The organism is Nocardia sp. NPDC052566 (assembly GCF_044547285.1).
GTDB lineage: Bacteria > Actinomycetota > Actinomycetes > Mycobacteriales > Mycobacteriaceae > Nocardia.
This window is the reverse complement of the sequence record NZ_JBIUAF010000010.1, coordinates 89617-110751: the sequence shown is the minus strand read 5'-3', so window position 1 is coordinate 110751 and position 21135 is coordinate 89617. Positions and strand designations below refer to the sequence as shown.

18 protein-coding genes are annotated in these 21135 nt (G+C 60.5%); 3 read left to right on the top strand and 15 right to left on the bottom strand.

Annotated elements, in window-relative coordinates; genetic code table 11:
• Positions 1–14 precede the first annotated feature (14 nt).
• The 10 genes from ACIG5A_RS42750 to ACIG5A_RS42705 all read right to left on the bottom strand — a co-directional run bounded on the left by ACIG5A_RS42750 (position 15) and on the right by ACIG5A_RS42705 (position 11676).
• Positions 15–1298, bottom strand: a complete 1284-nt coding sequence (locus ACIG5A_RS42750) for an MFS transporter (protein ID WP_397251191.1) — start codon at positions 1296–1298, stop codon at positions 15–17.
• Positions 1299–1350: 52 nt separating this feature from the next.
• Positions 1351–2706, bottom strand: a complete 1356-nt coding sequence (locus ACIG5A_RS42745) for an amidase (protein WP_397251187.1) — start codon at positions 2704–2706, stop codon at positions 1351–1353.
• Positions 2707–3012: 306 nt separating this feature from the next.
• The gene (locus tag ACIG5A_RS42740) at positions 3013–4299 is read right to left on the bottom strand and encodes an ATP-grasp domain-containing protein (protein ID WP_397251557.1); all 1287 of its coding nucleotides are present in this window, start codon (positions 4297–4299) and stop codon (positions 3013–3015) included.
• A 539-nt stretch (positions 4300–4838) separates the two neighbouring features.
• A complete protein-coding gene (locus ACIG5A_RS42735) occupies positions 4839–5591 on the bottom strand; it encodes an SDR family NAD(P)-dependent oxidoreductase (RefSeq protein WP_397251555.1) in 753 nt (250 codons plus the stop codon).
• Between the two features lie 70 nt (positions 5592–5661).
• The gene (locus ACIG5A_RS42730; RefSeq protein ID WP_397251185.1) at positions 5662–6855 is read right to left on the bottom strand and encodes a 3-deoxy-7-phosphoheptulonate synthase; all 1194 of its coding nucleotides are present in this window, start codon (positions 6853–6855) and stop codon (positions 5662–5664) included.
• Between the two features lie 28 nt (positions 6856–6883).
• On the bottom strand, positions 6884–7891 hold the full coding sequence (locus ACIG5A_RS42725; RefSeq protein WP_397251183.1) for a hypothetical protein: 1008 nt from the start codon (positions 7889–7891) through the stop codon (positions 6884–6886).
• Positions 7888–8190: an acyl carrier protein gene (locus tag ACIG5A_RS42720; protein WP_397251181.1), complete on the bottom strand. Its 303-nt coding sequence runs from the start codon at positions 8188–8190 to the stop codon at positions 7888–7890. Before ACIG5A_RS42720 ends, ACIG5A_RS42725 begins: the two co-directional genes overlap by 4 nt.
• Positions 8187–8609, bottom strand: coding sequence for a hypothetical protein (locus ACIG5A_RS42715; RefSeq protein ID WP_397251179.1), 423 nt, complete (start codon positions 8607–8609; stop codon positions 8187–8189). Before ACIG5A_RS42715 ends, ACIG5A_RS42720 begins: the two co-directional genes overlap by 4 nt.
• An 8-nt stretch (positions 8610–8617) precedes the next feature.
• The gene (locus ACIG5A_RS42710; RefSeq protein WP_397251177.1) at positions 8618–10270 is read right to left on the bottom strand and encodes a prenyltransferase/squalene oxidase repeat-containing protein; all 1653 of its coding nucleotides are present in this window, start codon (positions 10268–10270) and stop codon (positions 8618–8620) included.
• Between the two features lie 92 nt (positions 10271–10362).
• Positions 10363–11676: a phenylacetate--CoA ligase family protein gene (locus ACIG5A_RS42705; protein WP_397251173.1), complete on the bottom strand. Its 1314-nt coding sequence runs from the start codon at positions 11674–11676 to the stop codon at positions 10363–10365.
• Between the two features lie 291 nt (positions 11677–11967).
• On the opposite strand from ACIG5A_RS42705, the gene ACIG5A_RS42700 reads away from it, so the two are divergent.
• On the top strand, positions 11968–13200 hold the full coding sequence (locus tag ACIG5A_RS42700; RefSeq protein ID WP_397251171.1) for an AMP-binding protein: 1233 nt from the start codon (positions 11968–11970) through the stop codon (positions 13198–13200).
• A 299-nt stretch (positions 13201–13499) separates the two neighbouring features.
• Here ACIG5A_RS42700 and ACIG5A_RS42695 read toward each other — a convergent pair whose 3' ends face one another.
• Positions 13500–14402 (bottom strand): LysR substrate-binding domain-containing protein, encoded by a 903-nt coding sequence (locus tag ACIG5A_RS42695; RefSeq protein ID WP_397251169.1) that lies wholly within the window; start codon positions 14400–14402, stop codon positions 13500–13502.
• Between the two features lie 477 nt (positions 14403–14879).
• Positions 14880–15938, bottom strand: a complete 1059-nt coding sequence (locus ACIG5A_RS42690) for a ParB/RepB/Spo0J family partition protein (protein WP_397251167.1) — start codon at positions 15936–15938, stop codon at positions 14880–14882.
• Between the two features lie 573 nt (positions 15939–16511).
• Between ACIG5A_RS42690 and ACIG5A_RS42685 the strand changes: the two genes are divergently transcribed.
• Positions 16512–16880 carry a helix-turn-helix domain-containing protein gene (locus ACIG5A_RS42685; protein WP_397251165.1) on the top strand — a complete coding sequence of 123 codons (369 nt, stop codon included), beginning with the start codon at positions 16512–16514 and terminating at the stop codon, positions 16878–16880.
• Positions 16881–17744: 864 nt separating this feature from the next.
• A complete protein-coding gene (locus tag ACIG5A_RS42680) occupies positions 17745–17993 on the top strand; it encodes a hypothetical protein (protein WP_397251163.1) in 249 nt (82 codons plus the stop codon).
• A gap of 69 nt (positions 17994–18062) precedes the next feature.
• Here ACIG5A_RS42680 and ACIG5A_RS42675 read toward each other — a convergent pair whose 3' ends face one another.
• The 3 genes from ACIG5A_RS42675 to ACIG5A_RS42665 all read right to left on the bottom strand — a co-directional run bounded on the left by ACIG5A_RS42675 (position 18063) and on the right by ACIG5A_RS42665 (position 21133).
• Positions 18063–19667, bottom strand: coding sequence for an IS1182 family transposase (locus ACIG5A_RS42675; RefSeq protein WP_397251551.1), 1605 nt, complete (start codon positions 19665–19667; stop codon positions 18063–18065).
• A 269-nt stretch (positions 19668–19936) separates the two neighbouring features.
• Entirely contained in the window at positions 19937–20392 is a 456-nt protein-coding gene (locus ACIG5A_RS42670; RefSeq protein ID WP_397251161.1) for a hypothetical protein, read from the bottom strand.
• A gap of 60 nt (positions 20393–20452) precedes the next feature.
• Positions 20453–21133 (bottom strand): hypothetical protein, encoded by a 681-nt coding sequence (locus ACIG5A_RS42665; protein ID WP_397251159.1) that lies wholly within the window; start codon positions 21131–21133, stop codon positions 20453–20455.
• Positions 21134–21135 lie beyond the last annotated feature (2 nt).

Sequence of the window (21135 nt, the reverse complement as noted above, 5' to 3'; positions counted from 1 at the left end):
GGGGCAGATCGGTTTCAACGCCCACCAACACCGTCTAGACGGCTTTGATATAAGCCCGGATACAACAGGCAGAACAATGACGCCGCGAACAAGACTGCGGCTCCGACGACAAACGGCGACGACGGGGCGAACTGGTAAAGACCGGTCGCAACCATAGGACCGATGATGAGCGTTATCGCATTGGCAGATCCGATCAAACCTGCCACACCACCCTGCTCATTCGGGCCGAACAGAAGTGAGGGTGCCGAGTTGTAGCCGGGCATCGCCAAGCTATGCCCGATACCCGACAGGGTTGCAGCGAAGATTATGGATGCGATATTGGACGCAAACACCATACCGGTGAAGGCGAGGCCAGTCAGAGGCAGTCCAAAGCGAAGGAGGGCGAGTGGCGACCATGCAAGCTTGGGCACGATAAACCCCTGGACCAACAGCATAGGCAGACCGCCTGCTAACAGCACTAAACCACTGGCTTCGGCCGTCTGGTCTGCACCTAGATGCAGTCGGTCTTGAATGAGGAACCCAATACTCATCGTCAGCAGGCTGACCGAAAGTTGTATGGCGAACCCCATTAAGAGGAACGGCCACATCCGGCTGTCTAGCGCACGAATCTTGGATGCTTTCATCCGGGTGGCGTGCCGGGTTTCCTTGGGTAGGCCCACCATCATTAAGATGGCCATCAGTGCGAGCACGAGGGGTGCGGCATACAGTGCTGTCAGGAGACCGAACCTGCCGATTAGGCCGCCGATAGCCGGGCCCAGCACCAAGCCCAGACCCAGGCTGGCGCCGACTCTGGACATACCTTTCACCCGCTCCTTTTGGCCGGTGGTCACGTCGGCCACGTAGGAACGCGCCGCGACTGGCAGTGCGGCGAGAGCACCGCCGAACACCACCCCTCTCGTGAGCAGAAAAGCCACGAAAACCACCGAGGAGCTGAGCGCGCCAAGAAGTGCGAGGTTCGCGGTGATTGCAAACCCGGTGAGGCCGACCGTGGTGCCGATAAGTGCACCGGTGAAGAGCGGCTTGCGTCCCCATGTATCACTGCGACGACCCCATGCAGTGCTGGTCAGAGCCACCATGGCGGCCGAAGTGCTCATGACAACGCCCAGCTGGAACTCAGTGAGTGACAGTTCCCTTGCCAGCGGCGGCAGGACGGGCGTCAATACCTGTTGGCCTGTGTACCCGCCGAACACCGCGAGGTATACGAATGCGAGGCGTTTCGTCGTCCTGGTCGATGCATCGGATTCCAGGGCCTTGTCACGGGTAGCGCTCACCATATCCGCCGAGTCCCACGAAGACATCGATCTTTCCCTCCATAACCGCCAACCAACGGAACATCGCTAGCAGTCCGAGTCATCTTGGCGCAAACCGCATTTCACCCAGCACCTCACCGGCGTCGCGAGCCAACTGGATCAGCGTGGTCTCAGTGTGCGGCGGGCCGACTAATTGCACGGCCAGTGGTGCGTGCCTAGTCCTACCCACTGGAAACGTGATCGCAGGCAATCCCGCGAAGCTGGCTATCGGGGTGTAGCCGATCTTGCGGTCGTACGCTGGATCGTCGGGCGTGGGAATGGTCGAAGCTGCCACCGGTTTCTCTTCGCGCGGCCTCGGCACCACTGCGTCTAGCGGCAGAAGCCAAGCGTCGACCCGCTGAGCCTTGAAGACGTCTACCGCTTCAGAACGGAGGCGAAGAAGAGCGGCGAAGATCTCGGCGTAGCGCTGATCACTTATCCTTGCTCCAGTCTCCAGCGCCACCATCGTAGATTCCAGCAAGTCATCGCTGATCCGCTCCCGCCAGACCTGGAAGCCGTTCCACGCGTCTCGCGCACACAACTCCCAGGCGGGTCCTCGCCAGTTCCACAGGTCACCGAGGCGGACCCGTGTCACCTCGTGGCCGGCGTAGGCCAACGCGCGGACTGTGATCTCGACGGCGTCGGCGATCTTGGGTTCGATGCATCCGTCCAGGACTTCCTGTGGCACACCGATCCGCAGCGGTCCAGACGTCGCTGTACTTGCGGCAACTCCGATCCCGACGCGGCCCCAAAGGAAAGCGAGGTCGTCAGCTGTACGAGCGACCCAACCAGGTGCGTCCATAGCCGGGCAAAGCGGGAAGACGCCCTGTAGAATATTCGGGTTGTGAGTAGTGCGGAGGCCGACCACGCCGCACCGGCCTGCAGGCCAGCGCACGGAGCCAAGCACGTCTGTGCCCAGCGAGATGTCGCAGATGCCCGCAGCAACTGCGACACCAGAACCTGTGCTCGACCCAGCTGGGTTGATTCGCGGGAAATATGGATTACCGCAGCCCGATCCGATGCCGATGTTGAGTTCAGTTGCGACCACTTTGGCCGTGACGACCGCGTTTCGCAGGCGCCGCACGACGGTGGCGGAAGTGGCTGGGTGGTGGCGGTGATTGCGTAGCCCCAATGTAGTAGGAAACCCAGCGACATCGACCGTGTCCTTGATACCGATGCGCACGACCGGAGCGTCCGATGTCGGCGACCGCAACGTTGTGCAGGCGCGGTAACGTGCATCGGCTCGCCTACTCCACGCGTCGGCGACGGCATGCCATTCAGTCGGGTCAAGTTCACCGGTTTCGATGAGGCGGAATCGTTGCCGCAAGGGCAACATGACCGGCTCCGGCGGGGATATCGGTTCTGATAGGCCTGTGTCGGCCAGGAATTCCATGACCGCTGATGTGGATGTGCTCATATCTCCGTGTATCCCGAGTGATTGACATACATGATGGTCACCGGTCACTGACGCACTGCTCGGGGAGATGCCGGTTCGCATATTGCACAATGAGGGATGCCTTGATTCCGACGGCAGCTGTGAGGGGGGACTACCCAGCCGAGCGGGCTGTTGGTTAGCGATCCATTCGCGAACAGCGGCCATCGGGCAATATCACCCGCGTCAAGTTCCAGAATCCGAGATCGCATCGCAGTTGATGCTCCTGGCTCAGCCAAGGGGAAGCGGTAGGGTTCACCGGGGATGAGCAATTTCGCGGCCACAGGACGCTCACCGTCCTGAGGCAGCTGGACCGGGCTCGGCCACGCGGTAGAAGTCCGTGCCGTCGAGGTATCGGATTGTTCCGAAGTCACGCAGTACGACCTCCTCAACGTCGTGCCGAAGATTGACTATGATCGGATACGTCACATCGTCCACAGTGCGCGAGATATGCTCGCCGGGCTTCACAAGCATGCGCACCTCGTGCACGCTCTCCAGCGACTTCAGAGTGTCCAAATGCGGGTATCCAACAAGGGTCCCCTCGTACGGCGAGATAAGCGCCACTGATGCAAAATTGGATTGCAGCCGATAGTTGTCCGCGTACCGTTCGAAGAACCGCTTCGGGCGGACGTAAGCGTCGACAGTCCACTCCACCTGCGACTCCCCCAAACCGATCCGAGCACAGTGCGACAGGTCACCGCCGACAATGCGCGCACCGACCTCGACAAGACGCGGCCCTTTGGGCGTCAGTTTGATCTCGAGATGTGCGGGGCCGTGCCGAATACCTAGCGCATCAAGGACCTGGTAGGCATATCGGACGAGCTCCTCCTGGACATCGCCTTCACGTGCCAAGAGGACAACTCCGTCGCACAGATCCAGCACACCGTTCGCAGTGATCCGGCTCGTCTTCCAGATATCGCAGACATGGTGGTGGCCGTCGCGACTCACCGTGTTGACCATGTACTCGGTACCCAAGTGATATTCCTGCGCCACAATAGCCTCGTTGTGGGCCGTGAAAACGTTGCCCGATCCCAGCAGCTCGCGGTAGGCCCGCACCGCCTCTTCTGGATAGTCGCAAAAGAACACGCCCGCGCCGGCAGCGCCCCGGATCGGCTTGACGACGATCCTGTCGCCGATCTCGCGGTGCCACGTGGTTAGCTGAATTTCGCTCTCGACCAGCAGTTGCTCCGCCCCACGCACACCAGCCGCCTTGATCGTCTCGATCATCCTGAACTTGTCGCGCCTCGCAGAGCTGAGCGTCGTACCGTTGGTTGGAAGGTCGAGCGCCTCGCTCAGCATATCCGCGAACTCCACCCCCACCTCGGAGCCCGGCACTACAGCGACAGGCTGGTAGTCGGTGATCGCGCGAACCGTCGCCTCAAGGTCTCCATCGTGAACGATGCTCGCGGCATAGCCATCAGGGATCAGCGATGACCGGAACAGCGTCGGCACCTCAGGGCTACTCTGCACCCGAACACATGGATACCCGGCATCTCGAAACTCCTGTAAGAGTCGTCCTCGCCCCATGTTCGTGGGAGCGTATGAGTCAACGATCACCACGTGCCTATTGACCGACATTTTCACCTCACGATCACGACGCTCCAGCGTCGATTCAAGTTTGCCGCTATTATTGCGTGGTTCACAATGAGTAGTCCAATAACATCTTGTTCTGACCTGAAAACTTTCAGTTATAATAGGTCACATAATCTTCATTGCTGTCAATTCGACCGAAATAGCTCAAGCTTCATTCCGATTGCTACTTCAAACTACTTTCATCAGAATGACAACGATGCTTTCCGCATTTCGCTCGACAAGATTAATACACGCGATCAATTGCATCCTGACAGGAAGTGAGCGATAGACCTGTACAGCTTTACTGGTTAACCGGTGTCTCAAATGAGTTGACCATGCCGTGCCAATCGATTCACGGCTGAGCCAGTCGAACCTGTCGAGGATTCAGGCACTAAAGAGTAGTCCCTGTTTCTCACGCTAACCGCAGACGACCGACGGAAGCTGCCGAAGAATTTCTTTCCAGCATGGATAGTACGTTATTCGCTGCCAAACCCGGACGAGACCATACAGGCCACAAATTCTGTGAGGGCAGACGATCATTGAGCCTAGCGTCCAACGAGCGCCCCTCCGTTAACCTGCACAATCTGCGCAGTCACCTGACTTGCCTCCGGAGACGCAAGCCAGAACACAGCATTCGACACATCCTGGGGGGTGCTCGCACGACCGGTCGCAGTCTGGCTGATCAGGAGCCGTTCCCGATCCGACGAAATCCGGCCGCCGAAGAACTCGGTATCGGCGACGTACCCTGGCGCGACGGCGTTGACCGTGACTCCCCGCGGTCCGAACTGCTCGGCGAGGTCGTACACGTAGGGATGCAGAGCCGCCTTGCAAGCCGCGTATGAACCCGAGCCAGAGCCCCGGTAAGCGGCAATCGAGCTGAGTAAGATAATTCGGCCGCCCTGAGCGAGGGTTCCCCTGAGCGCTTCCGTCAGCAGCACCGCAGTGAGCACGTTGGACCTGAAGTTTCCCAGCCAATGCCACGCTGCGCCCGTGACGCCCGACGTAGTCTCAGGTGGCGCACCGATCTCCACATTCCCCCCAGCGTTGTTGACCAGCACATCCACAGCTCCTAGACGCTCAACAATCGTCTCGGCAGCGCGCTGAGTCGCGTCCGGTTCGGAAAGGTCCGCGACAACGCTCGACACAAGATCGGAGCCCATCGCCGCGTTGATCTCGTGAACTACCCGATCGAGTACATCGGACCGCCTGCCTATCGCCACGACACGGTCACCAGCACCAGCAAATTGCTTGATGATCGCACGTCCAATTCCGGTGCCCCCACCGCTGACGACAACCATTCGCGACAAGATGAACTCCTGCTTCTCTTTCGCAGATACCAGTATGAATCGATCACGAAACCTCGGCGTGTTAGCACCTCACGAGATCGGCCATGAGCCGCACCACCCGCTCAGCCTGCGATGGGTCCAGGCGTGGATCGCAAACGGATAGAAAACGGTGAAGGATGCCGGGAGTGGCAAGGCGGTCGTGCGTGTCGACACACTCCGTCACAGCATCAGGAGTCAGCTCCAGATGCAAGCCCCCGGGGTGGACATCGTATGCATGCAGCGTCGTACAGAACTGCTCCACTTCGCTCAGCACATCCGCCACCACCCTCGTCTTCTGCCCCGAGCTCGTCCGAATCATATTGCCGTGCATAGGATCACACAACCACACCAAGTCGCGTGCAGATGCGCCCGCTGTGGTGAGTAGCGATGGCAGCCGATCAGCGATTGCGCCAGCCCCCATGCGGATGATCAGTGTCAACCTCCCCGCCGGGTGACCGACTGCAAGCAGGTCGATAATCGCAGCGAGCTGATCCGGTGTCGTGGTTGGTCCGATCTTGACACCGATCGGGTTGTTCACCTCTGCGGCAAATGCGAGGTGCGCACCGTCGAGCTGTCGCGTGCGTTCGCCAATCCACAGCATGTGGCCAGACGAGCCGTATCGCCCGCCGCAGACATCGTCCGGACGAACCAGTGCCCGCTCGAAGTCGAGCAGCAACGCCTCATGGCTTACGTAGGTCGGTGACACGCCGGCCATCGGCAGCAGGAACTGGTTGAGGAACAGGGCATCGAGTGCCTCGGCGGCGTGGTCGTACGCTAGTAGCAGTCGGCGGGCGTCCGCTTTCCGAGCACACGGAGTTGGCTCAGGATCGTTGACGGCATCACCGCGGTAGACCGGTAAAACAGTTCCGTCGGGCAGGGACTCCAAAGGGTTGGACCTGGGTTTCGCGTATTGCCCAGCGAACCGACCGACGCGCACGACGGGCAAGTCAGCAACACGTTCGACTATGTCGCCGAGTTCATCAAGCTGAGCAGCCTTAGCCTGGATGTGGGGTGCGGTGGACTCGGCGAACCGCTCAGCACAATCACCGCCCTGGATGACTAATGCGTCACCACGGGTGACGATCTCAAGCTCACGACGTAACGCATGACATGAACCAGCATCGACCAGTGGTCTGCGTGATCGCAGTTCTTCATCGACGACCGCCAGATCCACCTCAGATTCCCAATCTGGTTGCTGATGAGGTGGCAGGGTTGGCACTTCCGCAGTTTTCGGCATCGGACACCCTACTTCGTAGCGATGATGGTCATTCCGGCGGAACAAGCGAAGTGGCGGCATATAAGCGATCCACTTTTGCCTTGCCGGTGATTGTGCGTGGAATCTGGTCGACGCGGTGCACTGCTCGCGGGATCGGGAGCCCCTTCAGTCGTAGCCATACGTTCTCTGTGCTCACTGTGCCCGTTGGGTCTGTGTAAAACAGCTCGTAGTGCTCGCCACGGACCGAATCTCGAACAGCGATGCACACGACATCGACACCCGGCATTCCTTCGCGCACGGCGTCCTCCACCCAGGCGAGATCGCACTGCACGCCGTTTACCTTGATCAAACGCGAGGTGCGCCCGACGAACTCGAAGTCTCTGTCGCCCACTATGCGAACCACGTCGTTGAGCTGCCACCACTCGGGAGACACCGCCATGTCGTCGCGGCGCGCGATACGAGGACTACGTACCTTCAGAAGCTGCTCGTTGCCGCACTTCTCGAACAGGTCGACATCGGGTAGAAGCGTCCAGGGATGCGCAGCACTCGTGTGTGCAATTTCCCGCAATGCCACGGCGCCCGTCTCCGTCGCTCCGAAGATCTCCATCGCGCGGACGCGACCTTGTGACCTCCGGTGCAGGTCAGCGACAACGCGCACGGTTGTGGCGGTGGTCGGGCCAGTGCCATGTAGCGCAACCGCACCCGGCAGAGCGGCGATCTCCTCGACCATGCTGCGCAGCACCATCCAGCTGGAAGGCAGGCAGACGAATAACGTTCGTTTGCTGGGATCCAAACTGGGCCTGGCCAGCGGATCATGCCAAAGGTCGATAGACGTGATTGCGCGTAGCTCGGGCAGGATATAGCCGTACAGATGGCCGAACAGGTGTACAGGTGGCGCGAAATTCACCACCTGTTCGATGGGATTACCCAAGGCTTCGGTCACCACCTCTACTTCCATCTCGAGCTGCGCACGCGTGCGCAGCCAACGCACCGAAGCTCCGGAATGGCCGGAGGTAGCGAACTCAACCTCCTCATCGAGCTCGACCTGAACGGTCATGAATCGGTCCCCCGCACGTCGCGATCCTCAAGCGCCTCAGCGACAAACTGACTCACCCGGTTTATGGTCGAGAAGATGAACCTGACGTCGTGGGATACGAAATCGACCTCCACACCGAACTCGGCCTCGACGCGAGACACAAACTCCATGGCGGCGAGACTGTCGTAGCGATCGCCAAGCGCCTCACGCAGTTCGTCATCGTTGCCGACCTGGTCGAGTAGATCGCCGACTCGGTCGCGCAGCGTGTTGCGCACACGCTCTCGGGTGCGGTTCAGGGGCAATGGGTTGATCACAGTCATGAGCTTTCACCTCGTACGACTACCGACGCGACCTGATCAGCGCGCGTCAACTCTCCGTTGCTGGCCAGGTAGACCAGGCTTGGTTCGGTTGGACGGAATTCGATATGCAGGAAAGGCGTCTGCTCCGTCATCCCGAGCGCGGCGGCCAACTCGGTGGCCAACTCGCGCCGGAACTGTTCGTCGCGATCCGGAGAGACGCAGCAGAGAACAGTCGCCTGAGCTAACCCATCCGGCGAGTGATGGAGCGCATCGACCGGCATTCCGCCGCTGAATACGGTGTTGGCTGCGTCCTCACCGAACCGGACCACCACATGGCCCGGCCGGACGCTACGATCAGCGAACCACCGGGTCAGCCGCACTGCGATCGCCCGGCGGGAGGGGACCGACATAACGCCGCTATTGATGTAAATCGTAGGCATAGAGAACCTCAGGACAGTGTGAGGGCAGCGGCAAGGCGCGCTTGCCTGCCGTCCAACCGTTTGTGCAACAGGGTGCCGAGACAATCGGCAAGTCGATCCCCCCCGGCAGGCGCCAAGGGACTCCACGCGGTGCCCGCATCCGTGCGTACACGGGCGATGAACCGGCCGACATGCTTGTTATCGACCGCGATACCGTGCAGATCTGCTGTCACCACGGCCTCGTAGGTGGACAGCAAGTCCGGCACACGCGAGCCTTCGTTGGCCCAACCTCCACCGGGCACCCGGTGCCGGTCCAGCAATGCGCGCACTGCAATCGGGTTGGCAGCACCGAGGGCCTGCCGCACGCGCATCGCCTGCAGACCAGAGCGCAACGTCGGTGTGGCGCCGGCTGAAGCCCCGTGCCCGACTCCGTCTTCGTGTCGGCACCTGTCGACGAATCCCTGCAGGGTGGACGAGTTCAACACCGACCGCACATCGCGGCCCAGTAACCGGACCGCCTCAACCGCTGCCGCCGTCGACACCAGCTCGGATCCTCGGCCTTCCCAGTAGCCGAAACCACCGTCTGGGTTCTGCATCCGACACAGCCAGTCGAGCACGCGTTCGACGCCTGCAGCGTTGCGCCGGAACGCACCTGCAGCGACCGCCCACAACGTGCAACGGACCTCACTGCCGCGTCCAGGCATGTACATGATGCCGCCCTCATTCGGCATCTGACACCCCTCCAGCCACCTCCGTGACAGCAGCACGCTCGGGGTTTCTCTGCCTTCAACTAGCACAGCCGCAGCAGTCGTCAGCGCGTCCGCAGCAGCAACTGGCTCGCGGTACGTGAAGCCGCCGTCGGGGCAGGCGAGCTCGGCGAACCGGGAGACGACAACCTCCGCAACGGCGCTAATCGACGCCCCAGTCGCCTCCAAGGCACCCACCGCACAGAACGACGCCCAGACGTCTTCGACGTCGTACCCCGCCCAACGGACGAAAGCTCCGTGGGGGCCGCGCAAGCCCATGATCCACTCTTCGACGGAACGCTCTGGCTTCGCGCCAAGCGCGGCCAGCGCCGCGGTCGCTCGAAAGGTGGCCCACATGCAGGGGATCTCCGCGTTCGGCGAGAACTTGAACCCTCCTTCCGCTGACTGTTGTTCGACAAGCCACCGGACAAGTGCATGGACGTCCCAGGGCGGCGCTACCGGCCCCGCAGCGCGCAACGCGTACCACGCAGCGACGCCGTAGTGGCATGCACGAACGTCAGCCAAGCCAGCGCGCGCGTGCTCTGGCGACCAGCTCAAGCCACCACTCCTGGTCTGCAATGTGCTGAGCCAGACCAACATCCGATCACGATCGGGCACATCGCTACCACAGACAGAGACAGCGGTACGGGTGGAGAAATGCGTGGCCCACACGTCCGGCTCCTGTCCCGGGGTCATCGCATAGGCGTCCCCAGACCACGTGAGGTCGAGCCACTTCGCAGTGCGGTCCCGCCCGGGTATCTGGTGACCGAGATCCTTGAGCGCCTGAGTGCAGTAGAAGGTCGCCCATGCGTCGGATGGCATGCCCTTGGTCCATGCATAACCGCCATCGGAGTTGGCGCGGCCAATGAGATAGCTCGCCGTGCCCGGCTGATTCGCTATGCCCTGGACCCGGCCGAGCCACGCAAGGGTTCGCACGGCCGCATAGGTGCACCAAAGGTCTGGGCCACCGGACACAACACCGAGCCCGGTGGGGGAAGTGGCTGCGGCACGGGCAGCTGCGGTCGGTCTCACGACGCCCGGTCCACAACGCGAATGTTGGAGCGCTTCCAACTCTTCTGAGAACCACCACTCTTCGTTGTAACAGGCAGTGTATTGACGAAGTCGATCTCGTTCCATTCGAGGCCGAGGTGGGCGCGGGTCATCCCCTCAACAGCTAGCTTTTCCTCGACTTCCGCCGCGCGATCAGCATTCACGTCGCGTTCCAGAAGCAGTCGCGCATGGTCGCCTGTCCCATCCAGTTCGACCAAGTACCCCGTGGCCGTCGAGGCGCTGTAAACGATGTCTTCGACCGCGTGGACAGTGAGCTTCACACCGCGCACCAGGACACCATCGGAAACGCGCCCGCAAACTGTGACAATCGGTGCTGCATTGCCGCACCCACAGCCATCACCGATGATCACCTCGTCGCCGGTGTCGAAACGCAGCAGCGGTCGGGCGTACAGATTGAGAGGCGTTACTACGAGCCTGCCTCGACTTGCCTCGGCGAGCGTCACGACGGTGTCATCGATGGCTAATTCGACGTAGTTTGTGGCGGTGAGCAGGTGCAACCGACCGGCGCCGCAGGTTGCAGCAAGCGTGCCTGTCTCGGTGCTTCCATAGCTCGCGTCGTAGGCTGAAGCGTTCCACCACCGGCCCAGACGCTTACATAACGCAGGGGTGCTGACCTCACCGAGCAACATCAGGGTGCGCACCGTCTCACTCAATTCGCTGAATAAGCCACGTTGCTTCAGCAGACGGGTCAGCTGAAGCGCCATACCTGGCGCAACGAAAAGCACGGTCGGTCCGAATGACCGCCATAGCATGATAAGCCGATCCCAGTCGGAGATACCCGCAGCTAGGGGGTACACGCGACTGTGCGGAATGGCGAGATACTCGCATACACCTACGGCGAGATCGCCGACAGGAACAACGTCCGACGGCAGCAACACCGCAACCCGGTCCTCAGGTCTCAGGACGCTGCTCCATGCCTGCGCAACCGAGACCACGTTCCACGCGACATCCTCGAACATGCGGGGCGTAGGAGTAACCTGTCCCGACGTGCCGGTCGTTTCGTAATACTTTGCAGCCTCATTCAAACCTACCGTCAAGAAATTCCATGGATCGGCCTTCAACGCAGCTTTCGGCGTGACAGGCAGTGAGTGAAACTCCTCCATTGAGAAAGCCGGTAGCATCCGATAGGCTTCAGCTCTAGCTGCACGTTTCCAGGAATCCGATAATTTGTTTACATAGAAGTCCTGCTGCGGTGTGCTGCAAAACCGCGATCGTATTTCGTTGTGCGCCTTGAGTAGAAAGTCGAGACGCTCACGGTTGCTGATCAGCATGCTCACTGGTCCTCGAACTGATATAAGGCATTGCTTGCCGCCCGAGCAGCTCTCCACGGCGATCGTTGTGCAAGCATATGCTCGACTGCGTACAGATTGAATCTATCGACTCTTGCGAGGCATCGCTAATAACTATTTTCACTATGATGAAAAGCCAGGATTACTACTGTGCAGACTGCTCATACGATTCAGTTATGAAGTGAGTACGAGAACGTCTTGGACGGGCTGATCCGATCGATGCCAAAGTGAGCGACAAGACATTGGCAAACAATTCAATCAGGAGTCGATCGCATGTCCACAGCTCATGTCACTGCCGAAGCCCCCCTCAACGGACCACCATTGGGAGCAGCCCAGGATGTTCTCCACCGAATGATGGAACTACCTTCTCTGGCCGACCGCTATCGGGCGCTGGTGGGTTCTTCAGTACCGGACTGGCATCGTGTGCCGATCTTGACCAAAGATGACTTCCGGTCGGCGTTCGCCGACGTGCTGGTGTGGGCACGCGACCAGCCACACGGTGCAATCGTGCTCGGCAGTGGCGGGACAACAGCACAGCCGAAGCTCAGCCTGATCCCCAGCGGGCAACTCATCGACGATATCCGGCAAGAGTGGGACCCACTCACCCCCGACGACGTCCTGGTCAACTACGACACCCCAGGCCGGCTAAGCGCGTCACACAACTTCTATTCAGCGCTCGCACACGGAGCCGGTGCAACGACAATCCCGCTGGGCGCAGTCGAAGAAGATCAGTTGAGCGTATGGCTCGACTTCATCGAACAGCTTGGAGCGACCGCGCTCAACGCGACGCAGAGCCGCATCGCGCACCTGTTGGAGCACTGCGAGTCCATAGGCAGGAACCCACCTGCGTTACGGAAGCTGCTGTGGAATGGCGAGGCGTACGGAAATCACGCTCTTGAGATCACCCGGCGGATGCTGCCCGACGCGGAGCTGCACGGTATATACGGCTCGACCGAGACATGGGTGATCGGCCACAACGGGCCGGCGTGCGCGCTCGACACATTCCACCTGATGCCGTACCAGTATGTGGAGCTGGTCGACGAAATGATTGTCGTGACCAACCTGCACTCGCAGTGCCTCAATCCCGTGGTGCGCTATAACGTCGGCGACCGCGGCGAGATGATGGCATGTAGATGCGGTCGCGCCGAACCCGCACTACGCGTGATCGGGCGGAACGATCCACAGTTGAAATTCCTGAGTATTCTCGTCACTCCGCAGGAGATCTCACAAGTGGCGCTCGCGGACACCGAGGTCTCGGACGCTCAGGTGGCACTATTCCGCCACGGTCGTCCAGACGAGCGCATCGAGTTGCGCATCAAGGTCACAGCAGGTGCCGATGCGACGGCGGTGGAGCGCAGGGTGCGCGAAGCCATCCTGACCGTTGTCTACCGCCTCGGGTTCGAGGTCCAGGCACACCCAGAAGCATTTACGGTGCATGTGACCGACAGGCTCTCAGTGAACCAGCGGTCCGGCAAGACACCGTTGCTGGTCAAGGAAGATCGCTGAGGAGCCGCTGGTGAATATTCGAACGTGCGTCGCTGAGGCGCGCCTATACCTAACCTGTCGCACTCTGGGCCATTCGTGGATGGATTCGGGGCAACAGCTCTCCGGTACGCAAGACACGCCTGATTAACGGGGCGAACCGGATGAACTGCTCGCATCGGCCGAGAACGCAGCGATGCTCGGCCTGAACCCAGTCGTCGATAGACAGCAATATGGCGTTGCCGGAGACCGCAACCGATCTTGCAAATCAGGTGCGGCGGCGCATGCTCCACCCAGTGGGCGGCGGGATCAAGTGTTGCACTTTAGAGCTCCACGGACGGTTTCGTCCTCTCATGCCTGAGCACGAACGAGAGGAATGTCTCCAGCGCTGGGTTGGTGTTATCCGGTCGCCACGCGAGACCGAGCGGAACCCTGGCCGGATAGCGGAACGGTTTGATCACGACTCCTGGCATGTTGAATATCGCCGCAGACGGCTTGGTGAGCAGAGTGATCCCAGCGCACTCCGATACAGCCGCGAGCATATGCGTCTCATCGGGTTCCACCCGACTGATGTCGGGACGTTGCCCGTGGCCGTACACAGCGTCAAGCATTGTGCTCCATAACCCCCCTGCGGATTCAGGGAAATACACCAGTGGCTCGTTGTCAAGGTCTGCCTGGTCAATGTCCGGCTTCCCAGCCAGTGGATGGTCTTCCGGTACCGCCAGAACGACCTCATCCTCGGCAATCACCACACAGCGCAGGCCTGCCGACGGATCGATCGGCGGGCGCACGAACCCTACGTCGGACTTCTTCTCCTTGAGCTTGTCGACATTGAGACTGGTGAACCCGTTGTAGGTCTCCACGCAGATGTGCGGATGTATTTTGCGGAATGATGCAGTGAGTTGGACGGGCAAGCCGAGCCCAGCCGAACGCGTGTGATTGAGCACCAGCGTGCCGAGCTTCCGACTCGCCAAACGTTTAGTGAGTTGTTCGACCTCCGCCGCATGCGCAAGCAGCCCTTCCGCCTCGGGCAACAACACGTGCCCGAAGGACGTCAGCGCCACATGCCTTCGACTGCGCTCGAACAACGGTCGACCAATCTCCCGCTCCAGCGCTCTGATGCTTTGTGATAATCCCGGTTGGCTAATGAACAGCCGTTTGGCCGCCCTACCGAAGTTCAGTTCTTCTGCTACGGCTAGAAAATGACGGAGACTTCTCAGTTCCACTGTTTGTCCTCCCCAAACCAATGGTTGACTTCCTGCTATCGCACTGCTCACGTTCAGCCCTGCTCTGAGGGCTGCGAGCGCTGGGGCAAGCTAGGGTTCGCCGCGCTGGTCGGCCGCTGGCACACCCTGCACCACACCACCGCCAGTCCGCAGTAAGCGGTGTGACCGTCCAAGACGCACCCCTCGTCACTCGGTATGAACATGACGGGCTTCCATCACATCTTTGTTAAGATCACCTCAGTGGCCAACTGCACAACAATTGCGATCAATATCAGCTTCCCGCTGAAAGTTACGCAGCGGCGCCATTCGTGACGTTGTAGGAGATCTGTAACGTATCCGGACCCCCGCACTGGTTCAGTTGTATACGACCGCCATATACGGGAGAGAATGCTAAATAGGCGAGGTGCGGTGGCTGCCGGGTCTAGGACCTGGCAGCCACCGCGCGCACAGTCGGCGCAGCCAGGCAGCTTCACTCATCTAGGCGCTGGTTCGCAGACGATCGTTGAGTTGGGCGAAGAAGTGCTGCCAGGCGTTCGCATTGGTACCCGCTAATGCGGTAACAGCTCCAAGCCAGTGCGCCGGGACATGATCCGCGAGCTTTTTCAACTTCTCTGGCAAGTCAGACTGAAGGTCGAGCATGCGAATGAGTAGGCGGCCCGTTTCGTTGAAGCGGAGCGAGGGATCGCGCCTCAGTTTCTGGATCAGTGCGTCGCGATCGGTAGGTGCGATACTCGGCGAGAACATTGGGCCCGGGTCGTTCACGGAGCTCTTCGTCCTGTTGTTGGCCACCCGGTCTGGCTTGCATTTCGGTGGAACCGGGTCCATCCCAAGCCGCATACGCTCGCGAACATCTTGCGCGGTAGACAACGATATTTGAGCGCTGCATGCGATCTCGCGAAGCGACGCGCTTGGTTCCCTGACAATATGCTCAGAAGCTCGGAGGCGGCCAGCTACCGCATCCACGGGGCGCTCTCGGCCGTCGAGACTGAGCCGGACGTGTGACTGCGAATTGCCATCAGCCGAACGTCGCCGGACGGAGGCCACGGTTCTTGCTGAAATTCCAGTCGTCGAGGCGATTGCTCGATCTGACCATGTCGGATGGGACTTGAGAATCCGGCGCACAGCGACCGCCCGATCCGATCGCGTGAGCGGGCGGCCATGCTTTGCGTTTCTCTTGACAGCAAGCATAAAGGCGTTCTCATCAGAACCGTCAAAATACTCAACCATGATGGTTTCCTCCCCCCGGAGCGCCGCGGCCCGCAGTCGATGCATTCCATCGATCACCCGCATTGAAGGGCGATGCACAAGAATTGGAGGCAACGGAGAATCGGATTCGGCCAGGATTTTTATATGGTCGGCATCTTCACCAGCCAACCTGGGAGAGAATCCAGATTTTAGCGACCGAATGGGCACCTGGACCGGAGGATCGTCCGCAAGGGGCTTGTTCCCACCGCTTGACACCTGCACCGTTTCAGGGACGAAAATACATTGTTCAGCATCAGATAGGTTTGCAGGATCGTACTCAAGTCCAGTCATCGCCCCTCCTAATTGCTAGCACCCTCAGGCTATCTTCGTGATCCAATGTAGGGTTTGTCTTATTTAATCGCCGCATCAAGCATCATGCGATCGCATTAACTCAGCGCAGCAGGACAGGTAGCACTTAGACGGATGCCGATCCTTCCCCTCCATAGTTAAGGATCGGTACCCCGCTCAGCAGTACTGTTCCACGAACAAGGCGGGCCAGTTCCGCAATCCTCGTTCGCGCGTTCGATAGCTTTTATTGTCATACACAGTGGACCACTCAGTTTGATCAGTCACTGCGGCTTATCGGCAATCGGCGCCGTTCGCGATCACGCCACGTCGGTCAGCCTCCTTGGATCTGGTATCGCGGCACGTCAGGTCGTGCCCGCTCGACCGAACAGAACGGGCATTGCCGTCGGCCTGTTCGTATCGAGTCCTCCTACAATCAATGCTTCCGAGCCGACTCTAGTACTCACATCTGAGTACCGCAAGGCAAGATCATCCCAGGTGGTCGGCGGGCTTCAAAGAATTACTTCCCCAGAACGCCCCCTGCTGGATCGCCCAGCCTGCGCCAGATACGCTAGTCCGATGGCGACAGAGGACCCACTGAACGCCGCAGCGCGCGACAGCCTCAACGCCGCCGTGGCTCGAGTTATCCGAGAGCGCCGTCGGAAGCGTGAGATGACGAGGGAGCAGGTATATACAAAAGCCGACCTGCCGCGCGCCACCTATGACCGGATCGAGAAGGGCGAGACTCTGCCGGACGTTGGCCGCCTTGAGTCAATCGCATGCGCTCTTGATACAACGGCAGTCGGCATCATCAACGAGGCGAAGCGATCCCTCGACGAGACTGCAGCTCCTAACAGTTCGGTCGCTCCTTCCGGAAGTCTCGACCGCCGGGAGAAAGCATCCGTTCGAGCGGCAAGAATCTACAGCGGCATGATAGGCCTCGAGTGACGCCGCATTACGTTCCATCCCTACAGTCAGCGACACCGCCAACGGTTGATATCGGTTGTGCCGACGGGAGCCGACAACGATCGATATTCGGTGCGAGGTCTACCGCGATGGCGGTGCGTCTGAACTTGCATCGATCGAACGAGTCAATAATCCTCTCGTTCGAGTTTTTCGACTCGCCCGAATACGTAATCGACAACTAGCGCGATCAACTTCAAGCCCAGCTCACAGCATCCTTTTATTAAAAATCACCTCGGCCGAGTCAAGCCGCGACCGGAGACCGGGCGAGGGACAATCAAGGCAATCCAATTGCGAGAGCGACAGGCGGGTCACGAGTCGGCCTGCTCGACTCAAGGGCGCGCTACGAGGTAGCTGTCCCCAGGGAACGAGCCGCTCCATCAGATAGGTTGACGGTTCAACCCAGAGACCTGGCATTCCTCCGCCTATTCCAGACACACTTTCGCCACATTAGCTCTGTTGCTGCTGGAAGTCGTCCCCGTTGACCGCTACTGGCAGCATCAGTTGACAGCTGCGACAAAACATCGGATGATATTTTGGATTGTCCATGACCTAGGGGGTCTTAGCCATGACGGCCAGCGAATCGGAGCCCGAGAAGCCTACGACCGCGGATGCGAAACCCCGGCACGCCGTCGTGCTCCGACCATTGATTACACTCATAACAAATGGAGGCTGGTGGTTCGTCCATGCAGCCAGGTTGAAAGCGACCAGTAATTGGCTCAACGCACGAAGGTAAGCGAGTATGTCCCCTTAACGCGATCGCGAATTGCGCGGCCTGCGAAGTTTACATGCAGGGATATCCGCAATCAGTCACCATCCTGGATGTAACCGCACTCGTGGAGAACTGATATGGGTTGGCTAGAGAAGCTAGCGGAGGCACTGGGCGTCAGGCTCGGCGTTAATGACAGCCAGTATAGACACATTACAGAGGCACCCGACGACCGCCTGCCGGAGGTGGTTCAAGCAGCTGAACGCTTCGCGGCCGAATTGGAACAACGCTGGGAGGCGCTTCCAATGGAGTTCAAGAAGTGGGACGAGCAAGTCGAAGGCAGAACTCCTGAGCGTCATCCCGATCATGATTCGCCTATGGATTTGTAATGCCGTCTAGGCGTCAGCGAGCGGAGGATATCTAAGCTTGACTCTGTCGGTGATCTTGTGAGTTGAAGGTCAGCTGGGGACCGCCCGCCAGGACCGCAGTCGGGGAATTCCGTTGTGGTCCAGGAAGATTTGGAAAGCCGTTGGCGGCCGGGACGGGGCGAGTTCGTCCGGTAACGGTCCTGCGCTGAGGCGTTCGATGTTCACGGCGATGGCGGTGAACACGTGTTGCAAGTGGGCCTTCGCATGGCCGCGGTAGCGGCATCGTCTCATGCCGTGTCCGTTCGCGAATTCGCAGATGGTGCCCTCGATTCCGGAACGCACGGCATATCGTTGTCGCCAGGCGGGGCTTTGCTGCTCGGTGCGGGCTCGGACTTGCAGGTCGAGGAGTTCTCGTGGGGGAAAGCCGACGTTGCGGGCGCTTTCGCGGGAGGTGGTGCACTGGTTGCGGACCGGGCACGGCTGGCATTGGCCCTTGGTGAACCGTGCCACGATCAGCGGGGCCGCGGTCGGAGACGAGGTCGGGTAGGGGCCGTGCCATCCCTTGCTGACCTGGCCTTGGGGACATGTCACCTGTCGGCGGTCGAAGTCGATGTGGAAGTCGTCGCGGCCGAAGCCCTCGTTCTCACGGTGCTGACGGGTCGGGTTGCCCGGCAGCGGTCCGCTGACGGTGACCTGGTGTTCGCGGGCCGCCCGCTTCATATGGACCACAGAGGTGTATCCGCCGTCGACCAGGTGCTCGGCAGGCAGCTGCCCCCGACGCTGTAGGCGAGTGTGGATGCCAGGCAGCACCTGGGCGTCGTTGGTCGTGGCCGGGGTGGTGACCACGTCGGTGATCACGTTGGCGCCGTTGCGTGCGCAAGTCTCGGTCAGGTGGACCAAGAACCCCTTCCACCTGGTGACTTGTCCCCGGCGGGCGTAGCGGGCCGAGATGTCGTAGGGAGAAACGATCGCCACGGAGGCTGGCGGCAGACCGCCGTCGTCGTCGGTGCGCCAGCGAAGGCGGCCCTTGTCATCGCGGTAGTAGTTCTGCAAGACGATCTGTCGCATAGTCTGGACCTGGGGGCCGGACAGGTAATTCGGCTCGTACTGCCGCAGATGTTCCAGCAGCTGGTAGGCGTCCTCGCCAGCGGTGAGGATCCTGGTCTTGGGCTTGGTGGGGTTCTTGCTCAGTCTCACCGGGCGGCCGTAGCGGCGTCCCCACTCCTCGCCGACCAGGCTCGTCAGCAGGTGCGGCGCGGTGCGAGCGAGTTCTTCGAGCGCGGCGCGGACAGTTTCGGTGACCAGTTCGAGCCGGGTCAGGTCGCGCACCGCGGCCAGGACGTGGGTGGAGTCGGTGCGCTGGCTGGTGCGTTCGTGTACCAGTCCGGCGTCGGTGAGCCGGGCCAGGGCGAGATCGAGCAGCCGGTCGGCGCGGTCGCCTTCGGCGAGCCGGTCACGGAAATCGCTGAGCACGCTGTGGTGGAAGCCGGGGTCGTCGAGCTCCAAGCCGAGCGCGTACTTGAAGTCGATGCGGCAGCGGACAGCCTCGGCTGCCTGCCGGTCGGACAGATCCAGCACATACTGCAGCACACAAACGGTCGCCAACTGGGCCGGGGACAGACCAGGCCGCCCGTCACGCGGATACCAGTCGGCGAAATCCTCATTACCCCAAAGATTTTCGAGCCTGTCACGGATTCACATCGCCGTGGTGCCGCGGGGATTGCTGGCGCGGGCCACCCGCGCCGTCAGCGGCGGGACCGTCTTGGCCGGTCCAGGTCCGAGTGACATTCAGTGTGTTCCTTCGAGGGATGCAGTGCCTTTCGCACCTCGCAGTGTGGCAGCCCACCAGCCGCGACATGCCGAATTCCAAGATCACCGACAGAGTCAAGCTAAGCTAAATGGCACAAGCAAGACCCCCGCAACATGCATCGCGGGGGTCGACGGAGAGCTGGCTGATTGCTAGATCAATCGCCTCTTGAGTCCTGTACCGCCCGGATAGCCTCGGCATACTCATCCCGCTTCCAGGTGGGATGGCTCCGCAGCACGAATTCCACATGCTGTCGACTGCGTTGATTACTGGAATCCGTGACGAACGGTTCGTCGGCGCGAAGCCAGGCCCAAAACGCGCTAGCCGTTAGTCCAATGTCTTCAACCGTGTCGAGGGCGTCGGTTGCGTCTGGCATCAGCAGCGTTACGGGCGAGACGCCGAGGGCGTATGCCAGCGGCAGGAGCTCATCAGCGTAGATCCGCCTCTCGCCGTCCACAATTTGGTCGAATTCGTATGGGGAGATCTTGCATCCGATGAGCTCAAGATGCCGTGACAGCTCGGCAATTGGAATCCCCTCCTGCGCACGTAGTTGCTTCACCCGTTTGGCAATGATCTCGGCGCCGATCGTACCGAGCTGTTCCGGTTCGTCCACGGGAGGAAGCATGCCACACACGACGGCGGTGTTGAACCCATGTCGCTCCTCCTCCTTCGATCACAACGCGGCAACCGCGACGGCGATAGTGATCGGCAGCCACCAGATCTGTTCGATGATCTCGGCACCTTCTGCCGATAGGTGGAGCACGAGCGCGTTGAGCAACAGTGATACGGACAACCCGGTCATGCAGACTGCTGCCACGAACAACCCCCCGGTGGCGCGACGAAGCCTGGGGCGTATGTCTTTTCGCTGTAGCGCCTGCCAGGTGGCCACTAAGGTAGCCAAGGCTGTCAAAATCATGAGGACCGCATAGGTGATACCGAAAACCTTTGCGGGCACATCCTGCGCGGTGAACGAGTTCAGTGTCTCGGAGCGCCGTGCGTCACCGGCGATCCAGCATCCGACGAACACTGCTGCCGCCGCCGACCAGGCCATGCCGACATAGCGGCCGAGATGTCTTGTGCCGGTGAGGATTTCGAAAGCGGCAGCGGCCATGGCGCTGAAGGAGACAGATCCAAACAGGGCTGAGGCGAGCAGCGCGACCGCGCTACCCGTGATGTTGATTGAGATGGAGTTGAGTCGCTCGACGACTGGCGGTACCGCCAGGATATAGCTGACGCTGATTGCACCGGATGTCATCGTGAACAGCCGTGATTCAGGGAAGTCTTTCCACCAGCGCATCCGATACACCATTACGGCCCCCATCACGGCGGCACACACTGCGGCTGCGTATGTCATCT